15 protein-coding genes and 1 pseudogene are annotated in these 15,899 nt (G+C 70.5%); 8 read left to right on the plus strand and 8 right to left on the minus strand.

What is annotated here, in order from left to right; translation table 11 throughout:
• The first annotated feature begins 606 nt into the window (after positions 1-606).
• The 5 genes from BS83_RS12820 (at position 607) to BS83_RS12840 (ending at position 4,997) form a co-directional block, all read left to right on the plus strand.
• Positions 607-1,704, plus strand: a complete 1,098-nt coding sequence (locus BS83_RS12820; protein WP_269664890.1) for a tryptophan dimethylallyltransferase family protein — start codon at positions 607-609, stop codon at positions 1,702-1,704.
• Positions 1,701-2,339 (plus strand): hypothetical protein, encoded by a 639-nt coding sequence (locus BS83_RS12825; protein WP_198035227.1) that lies wholly within the window; start codon positions 1,701-1,703, stop codon positions 2,337-2,339. Before BS83_RS12820 ends, BS83_RS12825 begins: the two co-directional genes overlap by 4 nt.
• Positions 2,336-3,184: a hypothetical protein gene (locus tag BS83_RS12830; protein ID WP_157597159.1), complete on the plus strand. Its 849-nt coding sequence runs from the start codon at positions 2,336-2,338 to the stop codon at positions 3,182-3,184. The genes BS83_RS12825 and BS83_RS12830 overlap by 4 nt, the downstream gene beginning before the upstream one ends.
• A gap of 571 nt (positions 3,185-3,755) precedes the next feature.
• Positions 3,756-3,956: a hypothetical protein gene (locus tag BS83_RS12835; protein ID WP_037603866.1), complete on the plus strand. Its 201-nt coding sequence runs from the start codon at positions 3,756-3,758 to the stop codon at positions 3,954-3,956.
• Between the two features lie 150 nt (positions 3,957-4,106).
• Positions 4,107-4,997 carry a transposase gene (locus BS83_RS12840; RefSeq protein ID WP_232248249.1) on the plus strand — a complete coding sequence of 297 codons (891 nt, stop codon included), beginning with the start codon at positions 4,107-4,109 and terminating at the stop codon, positions 4,995-4,997.
• A gap of 40 nt (positions 4,998-5,037) precedes the next feature.
• Here BS83_RS12840 and BS83_RS12845 read toward each other — a convergent pair whose 3' ends face one another.
• The 5 genes and pseudogenes from BS83_RS12845 to BS83_RS12865 all read right to left on the minus strand — a co-directional run bounded on the left by BS83_RS12845 (position 5,038) and on the right by BS83_RS12865 (position 9,414).
• Positions 5,038-5,667, minus strand: a complete 630-nt coding sequence (locus BS83_RS12845; protein WP_051942989.1) for a GTP-binding protein — start codon at positions 5,665-5,667, stop codon at positions 5,038-5,040.
• Entirely contained in the window at positions 5,624-6,019 is a 396-nt protein-coding gene (locus BS83_RS12850; RefSeq protein ID WP_037603867.1) for a DUF742 domain-containing protein, read from the minus strand. Before BS83_RS12850 ends, BS83_RS12845 begins: the two co-directional genes overlap by 44 nt.
• On the minus strand, positions 6,016-6,417 hold the full coding sequence (locus BS83_RS12855) for a roadblock/LC7 domain-containing protein (RefSeq protein WP_037603868.1): 402 nt from the start codon (positions 6,415-6,417) through the stop codon (positions 6,016-6,018). Before BS83_RS12855 ends, BS83_RS12850 begins: the two co-directional genes overlap by 4 nt.
• Complete coding sequence (locus BS83_RS12860; RefSeq protein WP_037603870.1) at positions 6,414-7,595, minus strand: sensor histidine kinase; 1,182 nt, start codon at positions 7,593-7,595, stop codon at positions 6,414-6,416. Before BS83_RS12860 ends, BS83_RS12855 begins: the two co-directional genes overlap by 4 nt.
• A gap of 647 nt (positions 7,596-8,242) precedes the next feature.
• Positions 8,243-9,414 (minus strand): annotated as a pseudogene (locus BS83_RS12865) (RNA-guided endonuclease InsQ/TnpB family protein).
• Positions 9,415-9,424: 10 nt separating this feature from the next.
• Here BS83_RS12865 and tnpA point away from each other — a divergent pair.
• Positions 9,425-9,853 carry an IS200/IS605 family transposase gene (tnpA, locus tag BS83_RS12870; protein ID WP_084713419.1) on the plus strand — a complete coding sequence of 143 codons (429 nt, stop codon included), beginning with the start codon at positions 9,425-9,427 and terminating at the stop codon, positions 9,851-9,853.
• 99 nt (positions 9,854-9,952) lie between these two features.
• On the opposite strand, the gene BS83_RS12875 is transcribed toward tnpA, so the two are convergent.
• Positions 9,953-10,108, minus strand: a complete 156-nt coding sequence (locus tag BS83_RS12875) for an XRE family transcriptional regulator (RefSeq protein ID WP_232248254.1) — start codon at positions 10,106-10,108, stop codon at positions 9,953-9,955.
• A gap of 58 nt (positions 10,109-10,166) precedes the next feature.
• Here BS83_RS12875 and BS83_RS12880 point away from each other — a divergent pair, with 58 nt between their 5' ends.
• Positions 10,167-11,582 carry an SWIM zinc finger family protein gene (locus tag BS83_RS12880; protein ID WP_037603873.1) on the plus strand — a complete coding sequence of 472 codons (1,416 nt, stop codon included), beginning with the start codon at positions 10,167-10,169 and terminating at the stop codon, positions 11,580-11,582.
• Positions 11,579-14,152: a DUF6493 family protein gene (locus tag BS83_RS12885; RefSeq protein ID WP_037603874.1), complete on the plus strand. Its 2,574-nt coding sequence runs from the start codon at positions 11,579-11,581 to the stop codon at positions 14,150-14,152. Before BS83_RS12880 ends, BS83_RS12885 begins: the two co-directional genes overlap by 4 nt.
• 164 nt (positions 14,153-14,316) lie before the next feature.
• Here BS83_RS12885 and BS83_RS12890 read toward each other — a convergent pair whose 3' ends face one another.
• Both BS83_RS12890 and BS83_RS12895 read right to left on the minus strand, forming a co-directional pair.
• On the minus strand, positions 14,317-14,868 hold the full coding sequence (locus tag BS83_RS12890) for a hypothetical protein (protein ID WP_051942990.1): 552 nt from the start codon (positions 14,866-14,868) through the stop codon (positions 14,317-14,319).
• Positions 14,865-15,881: a cysteine peptidase family C39 domain-containing protein gene (locus BS83_RS12895; protein ID WP_037603875.1), complete on the minus strand. Its 1,017-nt coding sequence runs from the start codon at positions 15,879-15,881 to the stop codon at positions 14,865-14,867. Before BS83_RS12895 ends, BS83_RS12890 begins: the two co-directional genes overlap by 4 nt.
• Positions 15,882-15,899: the final 18 nt, after the last annotated feature.

Raw genomic sequence — 15,899 nt, forward strand, 5'->3', positions numbered from 1 at the left:
ATCGCGGGGCCTGACCGGCTGCGGCATCGGTCGTCGTCGGCTCGGACGGAGGAGGAGCACGGCTGCTTCTCGAGGTTGACGGCCCGTCCGGCATCGCAGTCCCGCTTCGGTTGTGCGACTCCGTTGCGGGCGGCTCCGGGATGAGTGGAGTGTCCGCCCTGGACTTGTGGCTCACCCCTGGCCCACCAAGATCGTCCCGTAGTACGGTGGTGCCGTCAGTGTCATGTACACCTTACAGGCAGAACGCACCCCGGCGATGCCAGATATGGGGGTTTACGGACGGCCTTCTTGGGCGCCAGGCATGTCGTGGGGATGGGGATGGCCCGGTGTGCTGCATGTCAGGCCACATGTCCGCTGCGTCGTCCCCTGAGGCGCCTGCCGTGATCTGTTTGTACTCATTCCGGTTGGGCATGCCTGCAGGGTTTGCTGATGGTGATCGCGCCGGTCTCGTCCTGCACATGCCCCCGGCACTGAGGGGCGCGACGGTGAGTCGATCACCGGAAGGAGAAGGGGCCGCGCACTGGGAGAACGGAGGGGTGGATGGACAGCATCTTCTCAAGTGAAGGGCGTTCCATCGGTGAGTTTCTGGCCGAGCGCTGGGCCGAAATGTGCCGCGGGCTCGGCCTGCGGCAACCCCTGAGCGGGCCGGCGACGGACCGGCTCCACGAGTATCTCCGGCCATGGGCCGATATACCCGTAGGACGCACAGCTCCGTTCCCCTCGTACGTCGCCAACGACGGGTTCCCCGCCGAGATGTCGGTGAAGTGGTCCGGGAGAAGACCGGAGCTGCGCATCCTGTTCGAGGCGTTGGGCGCCTCCAGGCCTGTCACCGCGCAATCCAACCGGACCGCCGCGGCAGCGCTGACGGAACGGCTGGCCGGCGAGCCACTGGTGAGCCTGGACCGGTACGGGAAGGTCGCCGACCTGTTCGCGCCTGATGCCGACCTGGCGGCGCCGCCCGTGCCCGTCTGGCACTCCCTGGCCTGGCGGCCAGGGCATCCACCGGCCTTCAAGGTCTACTTCGGATTGCACTCCCTGGCTCCGCAGAAACGTTACGCCATGGTGACCGAGGCGATGGAACGTCTGGCCATGGGCACCGCATGGGCCCACACCTCCGCGGGAGTCGCCGTAGGGACAGAGACCGACGGGGCCGAGCGCGAGCTGGAGTTCTTCGCCCTGGACCTGTACGGCGATCACCGAGCCCGGGCCAAGGTCTACTTCCGCAACCACACCAGCAGCGTCCGGACCCTGGAGCAGATGGCCTCGCTCGCGCGGGCCCATGACCCGGACCGGGCCCGCTCGGCCTTCCGGACGCTGCTCGGCGCGGCTCCCGACGCCGCCGGAGACACCCCGCTGACCTGCTTGGCCTTCCGGCCCGACGGCGACGGCGCCGACGAATCGACCACCTACTTCCGGGTGTCGAGTTTCACCGCGTCCGATGCCGAAGCCGCAGCCAGAATCGGCGCGCTGATGGCGCACGAGCGCATAGACCCGCAACGACACCACACCCTCCTCGAGGCCGTGGCACCACAGCCGCTGACGCGGATCCGCGGCCTCCAGGAGCTGGTCAGCTACCGCTCGCTCGGCCACAGCAGCGACGTGTCGGTCTACTTCAGGTTTCCGGTCTACGCCCCGCAGAACCCCCAGCCCGGTCCCCTGCCACTGCCGTCCCGACGAATCCCCCAGGAGGTCGAATCCGTATGACCACCATGACCGCGCCCCTTCAGGCAGTCGCCGACAGAAACGACCAGCATGTCCGCGCCTACAGCGGCAGCCGCCTGATCCTCCTGCTGGAGGACCCCACGACGCCGGCAGCCACCAAGGACGCCGTCCTGGCCCACCTGGCGCCGTGGTCCAACGCCTTCCAGCGGATGATCCGTGTTCGGGCCGCCTTCGAGACCGACCCCCAGCTCCGGGCACTCGCCCTTGAGCACCAGCAGGAAGAGATGGGCCACAACCAGATCCTGGCCGACAGCCACCACACCGGCCAGACCGCCGGTTGGGACCCCGTCGTCGAAGCCGGAGCCGCGTGGTTCGTCGACCAGCTCCGCACCCTGCCCGGCCTGCACCGCGTCGTCCTGGCCCACCTCGTGCTGGAGGCCGGCAGCCTCACCTTCAGCAACGCCGGTTCACGGGCCTTCCCCGGCAACGGCTACTTCGCCCTGCACGACGAAGCAGACCAGGAGCACATCGAGATGGGTTACCGCCTGCTCGCCGAGCGCCAGGACTGGGAGCTTCGCGCCGTCACCGACCTCCTCGACCGCGCCTGGCAGATCATCACCATGGTCTCCGACCGGATCGCCGAACTGGCCCTCCGCGACACGGCGGGCGCGGCATGAACACACTCCCCCAGGACGTCCTCGACTGCGGAGCCGCGACAGCGATCGGCCGACATTGCGCGGGCGTGTTCCACGAGGCCCTCGCCGACCGCCTCGTCGGCGCCTACGCCCTGGGCAGCCTCGCGCACGGGGGGTTCGCCCCCGCCGTCAGCGACATCGACCTCGCCCTCGTGCTGACCGACCGCCGCCCCGAGGACGACCAGACCATCGACCGCGTCACCCGGGGCCTCCACGAGTTGGGCGGCGACCACCGGCGTCTGTCGGTGTTCTGGAGCTCCCTGCCCGCGCTGCGCGCGAACCGGGAGGATGGCAGGTTCCCGGCTGTCGACCGGCTCGACCTGAAGATCAGCGGGCTGCTGCTCCTTGGTGACGACGTTCGCCCGCAGGTGGCACAGCCGGACACCGCGATGTTGTCGGCCGACAGCGTCCGCTTCGCGCTGGAGGTGCTCGCTTCGGACCCTGTCGTGGCCGAGTTCCGCAACCCCACGCATCTGGCGAGCGACATCAGGCGGTTCACCAAGGCGGTCCTGCTCCCCCTCAGGTTCCTCTACACCGCAGCGAACTCCGTTCCCGGATCCACCGACGATGCCATCCGCCACCACCTGGCGCAGCCCGCACCGGTGGCTGCGGAGCTCGTCCGTGCCGCGACGCGTGCGCGCCACGGACAGCCGGTTTCGGCGGAGCGCCTCACCGAACTCCTCCACGCGGAGCTCATTCCGCTCTATCTCTACTACGTCGACTGCTGTCTCCCTGGGCTGACGCCCGCAGACGGCGGCCTGGCGCAGGGCCTCGCCCGTTGGCGGACCCGACTCCTGGGCCTGCAGGAGACTCGCCCTTCACCGTGACCTCGGTGGGCTGGATTCGCCGGATCCGGGCCTTCGCGGACCGCGCGTGCCGAACGCGATCGACCGTGTTCGTGGCCCCGGAGGGCTGGCAGGAGCTGGAGGGACGGGCGTACCCCTGCCGGTCCCCGGTCAGCTCGCGGTGCCGGGTCACGCCGGGAGAACTGCATGCGTTCGAGGGGCGGCCCATCAGGACCGCCCGTCGAACGCAACTCCGCCCCACACGCCGCACGAACCCCTGGGCAGACGACACACCGGACTCTGCTGGCCAGGGGCTAACGGCGTGGTCCGCGATTGAGGTCGGGATGTGCTGGCCTGGCGGGTCGGCTGGTGGTTGATCAGCAGGCCGCCTGTCGGGCGAGCACAAGTTCGGTGCTCGGCTTGCGGTGGGTTGGGCGTAGGGAACGAGCGCGATCGGTACGCGACGCCGCCCGCCCTCTTGCCGGTCGGTCTATGGGCAGGAGGCTGCTCCCGATGCCCCGATCCACTCCGGGCAACTTCCTGCGTGTATCCCCGCTTGAGGTTCGGCTCGCGAAGTAGGCTGTGCGGCACAGCCTTTCAGGGGGGAGCCGCCATGGCGAAGGTCACCATCAGCCTTGACAGCGATCTGGCGATCGAGGTCATGCTGCTGTCCGGCACCAGAAGTCCTCAGGACGCGGTCGAGTTGATCGTCCGGGACTATCTCGCCACCAGGAGCCGCACTGAGGCTCGCACCGGCGACGCCGCCGACCAGCATCGCCTTACCGACCGGCCACTGCGCGCAGAGGAGGGCTAAGACCCCCTCCGCGGACGCTGCCGCACGGCCGTGACGTGACAGTGGCCGCACGGGTTCTTCGAGTGTGACCAAGAAGTGGGCCCGTGTGGCCTTGGCTCATCCTGCCTCTGCGGCGTCTCCCGTACACATCTCGGCGGTTTGATCGAAGAGTTGGCAGAACCGTGGCTGGCCCGGTGCGAGTCCACGCTGCACGAGCGGCGTGGCGCTGAGCGGCGGCGAGGGGCCGGTGCCGGGCCAAAGCACGACCTGGTCTTCACCGACCGGGTGCTGGTCACCCTGGTTCATCTGCGCACCGGGCTCCCGCATGCGGCACTGGCCGAGCTATACGGGACGGCCCGCTCCACGATCTCCCGTGCCATCGGCGAGATCCGCCCGCTGCTGGCGGCGCGCGGCTTCGCCGTCCCCGACCGCCCCGGCGTGCGGCTGCGCACCCTGGCAGACGTGTTCGCCTACGCCGAGGCGGAGGGCATCACGCTGCGGATCGACGGAGCCGAGACCCAGGTGCGCCGGCCCAGGGCCAACCGGCCGGGACGGCGGGCCTTCGTATCCGGCAAGAAGAAGCAGAACACCATCAAGACCACCACCGTCAGCGACGGGCAGGGCCGCCTGCTGTGGTCGGGCGCGGACCGGCCCGGCCGCATGCACGATCAGACCGCGATGCGCACCGAGGGCATCGCCGAGCAGTTCCGGCTCCACCCGCAGGGGGGAGCCGAGGTCGACGAGGGCTACCGGGGCCTGGCCAACGAGTTCCCCAACCAGGTCGGCACCCCGCCCAAGAAGCCGAAGGACGACGCGCCGCTCGGCGAGCGGTACGCCTGGCGGGAGATGCGCCGACGGCAGTCCTCGAACCGGATCTGCGTCGAGCACACCAATGCCGAGTTGCGGCAGTGGCGACCGCTCCAGCGCTACACCGGCCCGCGCGAGGACTACGCCGAGACCCACCGTGCGATCGCCTCGCTTGTCTCGGACCGCTTTGCCCGTCGGCCGACCTGCCGCAAGCCGAGCACCGAACTGGTGCTCGCCCGACGGGCGGCCTGCTGATCACCCACCAGCCAACCCGCCAGGCCGGCACGTCCCGACCTCAATCGCGGACCACCCCGTAACTTGCACGGTCCAGCAAGTAGCTGACGAGCGTGGTCAGGGCGGCGGCGGACGACTCCTCGTCGCGCGCGTCGCATGTGACGACGGGAGTGTCCTCGAGGAGGTCGAGAGCTTCCCGCAGTGCGGCCTCCGCGCGTACGGGGTTGCCGTCGAAGTTGTTGACCGCGATCGCGTAGCCGAGGCCGTACTGCTCGATCAGGTCGATCACGGCGAAGGAGTCGGCCAGCCGCTCCGGGTCGACCAGGACCAGTGCACCGAGCGCGCCCCGGGCCATGTCCTCCCACATCTGCACGAACCGCAACTGCCCGGGTGTGCCGAACAGGTAGAGGACGACTCGCTCGCTGATGGTGAGCCGACCGAAGTCCATGGCGACGGTGGTGGTGGTCTTGCCCTGCACACCCTTCAGGTCATCCAGGTCCTGCGCAGCGCGCGTCATCGTCTCCTCGGTCGACAACGGCTCGATCTCGGAGATCGAGCCGATGAACGTGGTCTTGCCCACCGCGAAGTGGCCGACGACGAGAATTTTGACGGCGGTCTGCGAGGCGCCGCCCGCGACGTAGTCCCGCTCACGCAGACTCGGTCGTCGATCCAAACTTGGCCCGGAGACCATTGAGCACCTCCTCCAGGAGCTCCCTGTCGGCGAGACGAGCGCGGGCCACCGGCGGCCGGGTGATGAGGTATCCGGCCTCGGTGAGTCCGGCCAGGATGATCCGCACCACGCCCAGCGGCAGCCGGGTGTGCCCCGCGATCTCGGCCACCGAGAGGTAACCCGCCGAGCAGATGTCCAGCAGTCTCTGCTCTTCGGGGGACAGTCGCAGCGGACGCTGCACCTGCTCGGGCGCCGCCGTCACCAAGGTGACCAGCGAGAGCTGGTCCTCCTCCGGCAGCCCGCGTCCCTTGGTGATGACGTAGGCACGGACTAACTCCGCGGCCTCGAGCTCGAAGTCCCCCGGCCTCGTCATGAGCGTGCGCCGATGTTCTCGCGCGGCGGCGCGACCAGGACTTTGCCGAGTTGGCCGACGAGCTGCTGCATCCGGAAGGTGATGTCCTGCATGTCGACGTCCGGCGCGGCGGAGACGCCAAGGTAGGCGCCCTCGCCGGCTGATATCAGGAAGACCCAGCCGCCCTCGAACTCGACCAGCGTCTGCCGCCACAGCCCGCTGTTGTCCTCACAGAAGAAACCGAGCGAGCGGCTCAGAGACTGCACTCCGCTCATCGCGGCGGCGACGCGGTCTGCGTTGTCCTTGTCGAAGTCCTTGGTGCGGGCCATCAGCAGGCCGTCGGCTGAGATCAGGACGGCGTGCAGGGCACCGGGTATCTCCAAGGCGCTGTCGAGCATCCATGACAGATCGTCGTTCACGAGAACTCATGCCCTTCACTGCTTGACACACGTGTGCTGGTCGTCTGGTCCTGTCCGTCACCGGGCGCGTCCCGGCCCGACCTGGTTCCGCGTTGGAACGCTCCCATGATGGCCGCGGTCTCCTCCCCGGAGCGGGCTTGGGCGGTAGGAGCAGGCACGGAGACCGGCACGATCGCCATCGGACGCTTACGCCGTCGAAGCGGCAGTCCCTCGGAAGTCGTCCCGGCAGCGGGAGATGCCGGCGCGGGCTCGGGCGCCATGGGCGGTGCCGGCACGGAGGCGCGCATCATGGGGGCAGTTGGTGCCTTCTTCTCGGGCATGGTCGTCAGGAGCTGGTGCGGCAGGAGCAGCACCGCGCGCACACCGCCATAGGGTGAGGCGGAGTCCACCGACACGTCGAAGCCGAAGCGCTCGCTGAGCACACCGATGACAGCGAGGCCGAACTGCGGCGGGTTGCCCAGGCCTGCCACGCTCTTGACCCGCTCGGTTCGCAGCAGCCGCTCGCCGCGGGCACGCTCCTCGTCGTTCATGCCGACGCCAGCGTCGTCAACGACGATCGCGACGCCCTTGGGGACTGTCCGGATGTTGATCTCGACCACCGTGTCCGGGCTGGAGTAGCTGGTGGCGTTGTCGAGAAGTTCGGCGAGTGCGAGCGCCACCGGTTCGACGACGCGGCTGGCGATGCCGAAGTCCACCTGCGAGAGGATCTCCACCCGCCGGAAGTGCCGGATGCGGCCCTGTGCGCTGCGGACCACGTCGTAGACCGAGGCATTGTCGCGGTGCCGGCCCAGCCAGCCGTCGCACAGGACTGCGATGGACTGGGCGCGACGGCCGAACTGGGAGTTGGTGTGGTCGATCTCCAGTAGGTCCTGGAGGATGACCGACTCGCCGTACTTGGCCTGCAGGCGGGAGACGATCAGTTGCTGCTCGGCGGCGAGACCCTGCAGGGTACGCATGGCCGACTTCAGCACGCTCTTCGTCGCTTCCTCGGCTTGCTCCTGCGCCGCGGCGACCGACTGGGTGTAATGGTGCTCCAGACCCGAGTAGTACTCTCTGAGCCCCGCGATCTCCTGTCGCGACGCCGTGGCCTTCTTCCGTTGGCGGACGACGATGGCAATGAGGATGGGCAGGAGCACGACAAGAGCCCACGTGGCTGGATCTTCGATGTATTCCGTCATAAGACTCTTTTCAGGCGTCCGACAGCCGGTCCCTGAACCCCCGCCAATGCAGGGTGGACCCGCCCGCTCCGCAAAACGCAGTGATCCTATCATCAGCGGAACATCCGGGCAGGTGACCGTAGTTCAGCAAGGGGATCCAGCTCCTCCGGTTATTCCTACGTGAGTTGATTGGTGGTCAGACCTTCCGCGAGGCTTGGAGGCTGCCTGCCGGAACGCTGACGACGCGCCGATCAGGACCTCATCAGCAGCACTCCCGACCCCGCCCCCACGGTGACGGTCGGGCAGCGGATCGCGCCGGCCCGCCTGCGGAAGGCTGCCGCGGACCGGTCGCAGAGGTTCGAGCCGGTCCATCGGGAAGCCGTCGATGCCGAGCTCGCCCCCATCGACGGCCGCCGGAAGCACTCGACGCGCCGCCCTGCCGACGTGTGTCGCCTCCAGCAGCTCCCACGACAAGATGCGGCTGTTGCAGTCTGGGCCGAGACTCCGAGGATCGGCGCCCGGAGTCGTCTGGCCGTCGGACGCGGGGCGTTCACCCCCGTGCGGGCAGGAGCGAAGCGGGGGGTCAACTTGACCCGGCCCTGAAGGGCCGGGCTTGTGGGTAGGGCGCGACTGGCTGTCGCGTGGCCTCCCACGTCTGAGAGCTGCCGTCAGGCTGGCTCTGGGACGCGTGACTCACGCCCCGCAGTCCACACGGTCGCGCCTTTTCGGGCGATGTTGTGGGACGCGTTGTCGTCCGCGTGCATGATCACGCCGCAGGCGCGGCACGCGAACGTTGCTTGATCGACGCGGTTGCCCCGCTCGATGTGGTGGCACTGGGAGCACTGCTGGCTGGTGTACGCCGGATCGACGTACACCAGCGGCACTCCGGCCCGCTTGGCCTTGTACTCCACGAAGGAGGCGAGCTGGTGGAAGCTCCACGAGTGCAGTTTGGTCCGCTGGTCCTTGCGGTGCCGTACCCGGTTGCGGATGCCCGTGAGGTCTTCCAGGGCGATACCGGAGCCGGTGCGTTCAGCGGTGGTGACGATGGTCTTGGAGATGACGTGGTTGGTGTTGGCGGCGTGCCGCTGTTCCTTGCGAGAGCGCTTCTTGAGGAGACGCTTCGCGGACTTGGTGCCCTTGGCCTGCAACGTCTTCCGCAGGTCACGTTGTCGCTTGCGGTGCCGGTTCAGGCCGCGCCCGGCGGCGCGGTAGCCGGTGGACGCGGTGGCGATGTTGGCGATGCCGAGGTCAACGCCGACGAACCCGGCAGGGTCCTCATTGAGCGGCGTCTCGGGCACGTCGCAGACGGCGATCAGGTAGAACACGCCTCACGTTCGATCAGGTCGGACTCGCCCTTGCGGTGCTCACGCAGCATCGTGAGGGCATCGGGCGAGCACGCGAAGCGCACGCCCTTCAGACGCCCAGCGGTCGTCCAGATCGACACGGTCCACTGGTCGTACTGCCAGCTCAAACACCGGTCATCGTATGGCTGCGCGGCCTCGGGCCGGAACGCAATCGGCTTCGACTCCGCCTTGATGCGGCGCTTGGCCCCCGCCTTGCCCAGGTTCCCGGCGCGGATGTTCGCCTGCAACGTGGTGTAGGCGTCACGGGTCTTCTTGATCACGTGCTGCGCGGCCTGCGCCCCGAGCCCACGCGCCCTCAGCTCGGCGTAGGTGTGCTTGCGCAGCTCGAACTCACGCGGCACGCCACGCTCGAACGCCACCCCGGACACCCAGCAAGCCGCCTCGTTGACCGTGCGCAGGGTGGAGCGCAGCACGGCGGCCTGGTCGGCCTCCGGCATCAGCTTCACCTGCCTAACGATCTTCACGGGCATGACAATACATTGATCCATGTCACCACGATGGGAACCAAACCCCAGCATTCGCAGGGGCCGTACGGTTGTCCACACTCTCCATGCACACTTGGTCTTCACGCCCAAGTACCGGCGCGGACCTTTCACCGACGAGATCCTGCGACGCTGCGAAGAGATCATGCGTGCCGTCTGCGCCGACTTCGAAACCGAGCTGGTCGAGTTCAATGGCGAACGCGACCACGTCCACCTACTGGTGCACTACCCGCCCAAGGTCGCCCTCTCCCGCCTGGTGGGCTCACTCAAGGGCGTCTCGGCTCACAGGCTCCGTCAGGAGTTCCCCGCCCACATCCGTAAGTACCTGTGGGGCGAACACTTCTGGTCGCCCAGCTACTTCGCCGCATCATGCGGCGGCGCACCACTATCGATCATCAAGGAGTACATCGAGAACCAGAAACGCCCACAGTGAAACGGCGGCGCACCGCACCGCCGTGGCTCAGGAAGCGATTCCTCCCGACCGTGAACGGCCGGGGTTCCTCGCTAGATCATGCTGAAGCTCCTACCGGTGTCAAGCGGCGGTGAGCCAGTCGCGGTAGACGGCGGCGAGGTCGTCGTCTCGGCTGAGTCCGCGTTCGAGTCGGGAGATCGCGGTGGGCCAGACCGTGAAGTGTTGGGCCGCGGCGGTGAGCGTGATGGTCTCGGGCTGCCTCAGTGCCCGAGCCACGACCACCGAGACCCGAGTGTCAGCATCAATGTCACTGCCCTGATCTAACGTTCCCGGCATGACGCAAGCCGCTCACGCGTACCGCTATCTGCGCTCCTCCGTGCTGGACGACCGGCACGGGCACCTCGGGCTGGAAACCTCCGGCGGCGCCACGCCCTTCGGTGAGGTCGCCCATCCCCGCTTCTTCGAGGGGTGGCTGACGGCCCCTTCGGCCGCGGCCGCCGCGCTGCTGGCGGTCGCGGACGTGGCGGCCGCGCGCTACTACCAGCCGCAGCTGCGCGCCTCGCTGGATCCGGTGGTCACGGCCAACGGCGACCGGCTGCGTTTCGAGTCCTTCTCCGGGTGCGGCGGCGTCTACGCCCGGCTCGATGTCCTCGAAGCCGGCCTGGACGGCGGCGAGATCGGCCATGGCACGACCAACGTCGACGTCAACGTACCGCTGCGTGACGCCCTGGGGCGTCTCGGCCCGGCCGAGCCGCTGCGGCTCGCGGTCGGCCCCGAGTCGCTGGAGGTCACCACGCTCGACGGCCCGTTGCTGGAGAAGAAGGTTCCGCTGCCGGACCGCTGGCTGCGCGGCTTCGCCGAGACGCAGGTGGTGGCCGCCGGGTTCGACCTGCGTGCCGAGCTGCCCGCCGCCGAGGCGGTGCGTTTCCTGCGCTCGCTGACGGCCGGGCCGGGAGGCCGCGCACGCGGTACGACCGGCGCGACGCAGTGGGTGGTCCCGGCGGGGCGGCTGCTGCGGCCGACGAGCCGGCCCGTGTCCGGCGCCGTGTGCCTGCCGGGCGCGCAGCGGCTGGTCGCGCTGCAGCGGGTGCTGCGCCACGCCCGCACACTGCGGGTCTACGGGCCGCAGCTGACGGCCGGGGACACCCGGCCGACCAGCTCTGCCTGGGAGATCGGGCTGCCAGGCATGCGGCTGACGCTCACCTTGTCCCCCGACCCGGCACGCGGCTTCTCCGGGGAGGGCGGGGTGCTCGATGCCCTCGCCGCGGCCGGCAGCGAGCAGGACGCGGAACTGATCGCGGTGCTGCTGGCCTGGGAGCCGCGCGTCGACGTGGCGGAGCTGGCCGAGGAGGCGGGCCTGTCGCCGCAGCGGGTCCGCGCTGCGCTGACACGGCTGGGCACTGCGGGACAGGTCGGTTACGACACCGCCGAGGCGGCCTTCTTCCACCGTCAACTCCCCTACGACGCGGGCCGTGGCGAGTCCTGCAACCCTCGGCTGCGGGCCGCGCGGGCCCTGGTCGCCGCCGGAGCCGTCCGGCCGGAAGCGGACGGCAGCACCTTGGTCCTGGTGGAGGATCATGTGCAGCGGGTCCGGCGCGCTGCCGACGGCTCGCTGGGCTGCACCTGCCTGTGGTGGGCCAGGTACCGGGGCGGGCGCGGGCCGTGCAAGCACGTACTGGCCGTGGGACTGGCAGCGGGGGCCGCTGCCTCGACCGTTGTGAACGATGCGAAGGAGCTGGCTGCGCGATGAGCCTGCTGGACTGTGTGGACCTCGGCGACGTCGACGGTGTGAGGGCCGCGCTCGCCGGGCTCGGCCCGGCGGAGCGCCGCGCCCTGCTGCCCGAGCTCAAGCGCCGCCGCACGGCGTTCTCCGTCGCATGGTGGGAGCATTCCCACCACCACAAGCTGGCGCTGCTGGTGGCGGGGCTCGGCTGCAACACGGCGCCCTCCGCCGCGTTCTCCTGGGCGAGCGGGATCGGCTCCCCTGCCGGGATCGTGGTCTGGCAGGACGAGGCGGTCCTGGCCGTCGTCGACCAGCAGAGCGCTGAGTGGCAGGCCGAGGTCCTGCGCCGGATCGCCGACCGGCGGCCCTCCGCCTGGCTCGGCGACGAGTACCCGACGATCGAGCGCCTTGCCCGCGCGACGGGCCTGCCGGTGCCGGTCACGGAGGGCGTGGTGCTGGCGTGGCAGCGCCACCACGACTGGCCCTACGCCACCACCGAACAGCGCAGCGGGATGGTGCTGCGGTTGATCCAGGCCCCGTCGACGCCCGCGCTTGTCCTTGGCCTGTTCGAGGTTGTCGGAACGGGCGACCGGCTGGGCGAGGCGTGGCGTGGCGCGGTCCTGGGGCTGGTCGAGGCCGGGGTGGTCGAGCGTGGCGAGATACTCGACCGGTGCCTGGCCCGGTTGGCGCGCGGCGGACGTCCTGGCGACCAGCGCGGTTTCCTGCGGCTGCTGGAGGAGCTCGCACCGACGGCGCAGGAGAGCGCCGCCCGGGTCCGGGCCTGGCTGTCGATGCTTGACGGCCTGCCGACGGTGGCCGCGCACGCCCAGGCGCAGCTCGTCGAGCTCGACGCCGAGGGCCTGCTGGAGCCCGAGCATCTGGTGGAGGCCTCGGCCACGGTCTTCTTCCGCAGTGAGAAGAAGCTGGTGCGCGCCCAGCTGGCGTGGCTGGACCGGTCCGGGCGGCGGTCGCCGGAGTGGGCGGCGGTCGCTGTGCGCGGTGCGGTGGAGGCGTTCGGGCAGACCGACGCCGCGCTGCAGGAGCGGGCGTTCAAGGTGGCGGCGCGTCACCTCAGGGCGGCCGGGCCCACGTTGTTGTCCGAGCTGCAGGCAGCCACGGAACTGCTGGGCCCGGCCCAGGCCGCCCAGGCGGTGGCGCTCTTCGGTCTCGATGCCCAGGCAGCGGGGGATGAGGGCCCCTATGTCGAGCTGCTGCCGCCGCTCCCCCGACGGGTGCCGCTGGGCGGGCCCTTGGACGGACCTGTCGCGGTCGCCCAGGAGCTGGCCGCCGTACTGGCGGGCGACGACAGCGTCGCCGCGTTCGAGCGGACGCTCGACGGCTTGGTCCGCGAGTCCTATCGGGACGTCGAGGCACTACGGGTGGCGTTGAAGCCGGTGCTGGGCGGGCGTCACTGGGCCACCGAGCACAGCGTCTGGTCGCTGCCGCACACCTGGATGGGGCTCGTGGCCGCCGCGGCGTTCGGCGAGGTCCCGGCGGTGGAGGCTGACGCCATCCTGCAGGGGCAGGGGCCCCTGCGGGCGGACAACCAGGAGCGGTTCCGCGCCGTGGCGGCCGCCCGACTGGAGGAGGCCGCCGCGCTGGTCGTGTTCGGACGTGCGCCCTTCCTCCTTGCCACGCCCAGCTACGTCGACGGTGCCCTGGAGGCGTCTACGCTGGTGGAGCGGCTCGCCGCCGTGGAGGCGACGGACGGACAGGTGGGCGCGGTGGACTTCGGTCAGGCGCTGCTCCGTGTCCTGCCGACCGCCGACCCGGCGGTGCTCGCCGCCGCCGCGCGGCTCCGCTCGGTGAAGGGCCAACAGCTCGCGAGGTGGCTCACCGAGGGTGGCCTGCCCGGCCAGCCCACCGAGCGCCGGCCGGCTCAGGGCCTGTTGCGTCCGATGGTCACCCAGCCCGGGCCGGCACCGGAGCAGGAGGACCTCCTCCATCCGGTTCTGCGCCGGGTGCTCGGGTCCCTGGTGGATCGGGAGGGGCGCGCGATCTACGCCATCGGGGACATCGTCACGCCCGCCGCGCTTGCGGTGCTGCCGTGCCACCGTGAGGAGTTGGCGGCCCGGCTCGGCAACGCGATCGTGGACAACGCCCGGGCCGACGTCAAGGGCAGAGCGCTGTTGCTGCCGCAGTTGGTCGAGGCGGGCGGCCCGGCCGGCCCCGCGGTCCACCTGGCGGTGGCGTGCACGCTCGGCGCGCCGTCGGCGGATTACCGCACCGCGGCTGTGGACGCGCTACTGCTGCTCGCCGCCCAGCGCGCATTGGACCCGGCGCGACTCGGTGCTGACCTGGCCGACGCGGTCCGCTGCGGCGACGCCCCGTTGAACCGGGTGCCGCTCACCCTCCGGCAGGCCGCCGAGTCCGGCGCCTACGGGACGGTCTGGTCGGTGCTCCGCGGCGCGCTGCCGGGGCTGCTCACGCCGGAGCCGATACGCGGCGTTCCGGAGCTGCTGTCCATCGCCGCCGACTGCGCCGCCCGCAGCGGCGCGACAGGCACGCTGCCGGAGGTCGAGGCGCTCGCCGCGCAGCGCGGCTCCTCCCGCCTGCTCAAGGAGGCCCGAGCACTGCACGCCGTGCTCGCGGGCTGAGACGCACCCTAACCTGCCAACGCGCTGACGCGTTCAGCACGGAATCCGCAGGGGTTGCGCTCTGTTTCAGCGCGTCCGCCGGGCAGTCGAGTGGGGACGGCGCGGTGCGGAGAGCGCGCGAAGGGCCCGGCGGCGCAGGCGCCGGGCCCTGCTGAAGCGGCCGCTCAGATCTCGAACCAGAGGCTGAAGACGTGGAGCCCCGGATTGAACGGAAGCCGGACGGACGCCACGATGAACGGCGCGGGCAGCGGCCGGCGGCTGCGCCACAGCTTGGGTCGGGGGCCCTTGATGTCGATCCCTTCGATGCGGAGGGTGTCCGCCTCGGCGGCGATCTCCTCACCGAAGGCGGGGCCGCCCGCGAGGAAGTCGCTCAGCGCCAGGGGCACCCGCTGCTCCCTTGCCCCCTCCGGGCCCAGCAGCGTGAGTTCGTCACGGAGCGAGCCGCCGGTTCCGGCACCGACGACGCCCACTGCGCGCACCGGAGCGGGCGGCGCGACGAGGAACTGCTGCCCCTGGCACTCGACGTTGTCGGCGCCACCCGCGCCCCAGCGCCCGGGGAGCCCGCCGATCTGGTCGGCCAGGGCGGCGAAGTCCTCTGCCGGCAGCCACTTGCCGAACCCGTCGAAGCCCCCGCCGAGCAGCTGCGCGCCCGGACCGGCACAGGCGGCGTTGGTGCGGTGGCCGCTGAGGTCCACCTGGAACCGTCCCGGGTTCACCTGGAGCACCCCCCGGCCTGCCCGGAAGGGCGCAGGCGGGCCGCGGCCTTCTCGAGGAGCTCGCCGATCCGCGTCAGTCGCAGGGTGATCTCCTCGCGGTAGCCACCCTGCTGTTCGGGTCCGCTCATCCCGGCCCGCGTCAGCAGCGTCCTGACAGCGAGCCAGTCGTGTGCCGCCCGTTCCACGAGGTCGGCCGCCCCGTCCAGACGTGCCTTCTCCGGCACCGGCACGCAGCGCAGGTAGCGGGCGAACCAGCGCAGCCGGTGGTGATAGCCCCACAGACCGAGCATCAGCGAGACGGCCTGTTGACGCTCCGCCTGGCCGACGCCCTCCTGGTCGACTCGCGCGAGCAGCGGCATCCGCATGAGTACCTGGTCCAGCCGCCGGGCGAGCGAGGCTGCCAGCGCGGTCCCGCTGAGCTCTGGTCCGATTGGTCCGGCGAGCGAGTCCGCGTGCAGCGGCATCCGCGCGGCGTGGTCCTCTCCCTCGGCGGTGAGCGTCGGAGCCCACGCCGTGACGTGCAGCACCGACTGGCTGAGCGGCCCGGCGAACAGCGCCGCGTCGAGCGCCGCCAGCGGCGTTCGCCCGTCGTGCAGGGTCGCGTCCATGGGGTCGGTCAGCCGGACCGACCCGTCGGCAGGGTCGTAGTCACGCAGCAGCACGGCGTGCAGGGCGTGGTTGCGTCCGCGGTCCATCCAGTAGTGGTCGAGCGCGTAGGTGTCCGCGACAGCGATCAACGGGGTCCCCCGCCGCAGCAGTTCGTGCAGCGCGGCTGCCCCGGCCTCGGTACGCAGGTCCGTCTCGGCGACCAGGTGGCCGCGGATGTGGAGAGAGTCGGACAGGGCGGTGGCGATGTGGTCGAATACGGGGCCGTCGGGGCTGTCCGCGGCCTCGGTCGTGGCCGAGTCGCCCAGAACCAGAGCCGGATCCTGCTCCGGGAACCGGTCGAGCAGCATGGTGCCCAGCGTCGCGTGGAAGCAGCACGGATCGGTAAGGGCCGTCGCCACGGTCATCGGCGGTTCACTTCTCTC

Source organism: Streptacidiphilus rugosus AM-16 (genome assembly GCF_000744655.1).
In the GTDB taxonomy this organism is placed as follows: domain Bacteria; phylum Actinomycetota; class Actinomycetes; order Streptomycetales; family Streptomycetaceae; genus Streptacidiphilus; species Streptacidiphilus rugosus.

Coding starts and splice junctions, on each gene's coding strand:
- BS83_RS12880 (WP_037603873.1), top strand. CDS start 10,167: ATGACGCAAGCCGCTCACGCGTACCGCTATCTGCGCTCCTCCGTGCTG.
- BS83_RS12885 (WP_037603874.1), top strand. CDS start 11,579: ATGAGCCTGCTGGACTGTGTGGACCTCGGCGACGTCGACGGTGTGAGG.
- BS83_RS12850 (WP_037603867.1), bottom strand. CDS start 6,019: ATGACGAGGCCGGGGGACTTCGAGCTCGAGGCCGCGGAGTTAGTCCGT.
- BS83_RS12820 (WP_269664890.1), top strand. CDS start 607: ATGTGCCGCGGGCTCGGCCTGCGGCAACCCCTGAGCGGGCCGGCGACG.
- BS83_RS12860 (WP_037603870.1), bottom strand. CDS start 7,595: ATGACGGAATACATCGAAGATCCAGCCACGTGGGCTCTTGTCGTGCTC.
- BS83_RS12835 (WP_037603866.1), top strand. CDS start 3,756: ATGGCGAAGGTCACCATCAGCCTTGACAGCGATCTGGCGATCGAGGTC.
- BS83_RS12825 (WP_198035227.1), top strand. CDS start 1,701: ATGACCACCATGACCGCGCCCCTTCAGGCAGTCGCCGACAGAAACGAC.
- tnpA (WP_084713419.1), top strand. CDS start 9,425: ATGTCACCACGATGGGAACCAAACCCCAGCATTCGCAGGGGCCGTACG.
- BS83_RS12830 (WP_157597159.1), top strand. CDS start 2,336: ATGAACACACTCCCCCAGGACGTCCTCGACTGCGGAGCCGCGACAGCG.
- BS83_RS12895 (WP_037603875.1), bottom strand. CDS start 15,881: ATGACCGTGGCGACGGCCCTTACCGATCCGTGCTGCTTCCACGCGACG.
- BS83_RS12845 (WP_051942989.1), bottom strand. CDS start 5,667: ATGGTCTCCGGGCCAAGTTTGGATCGACGACCGAGTCTGCGTGAGCGG.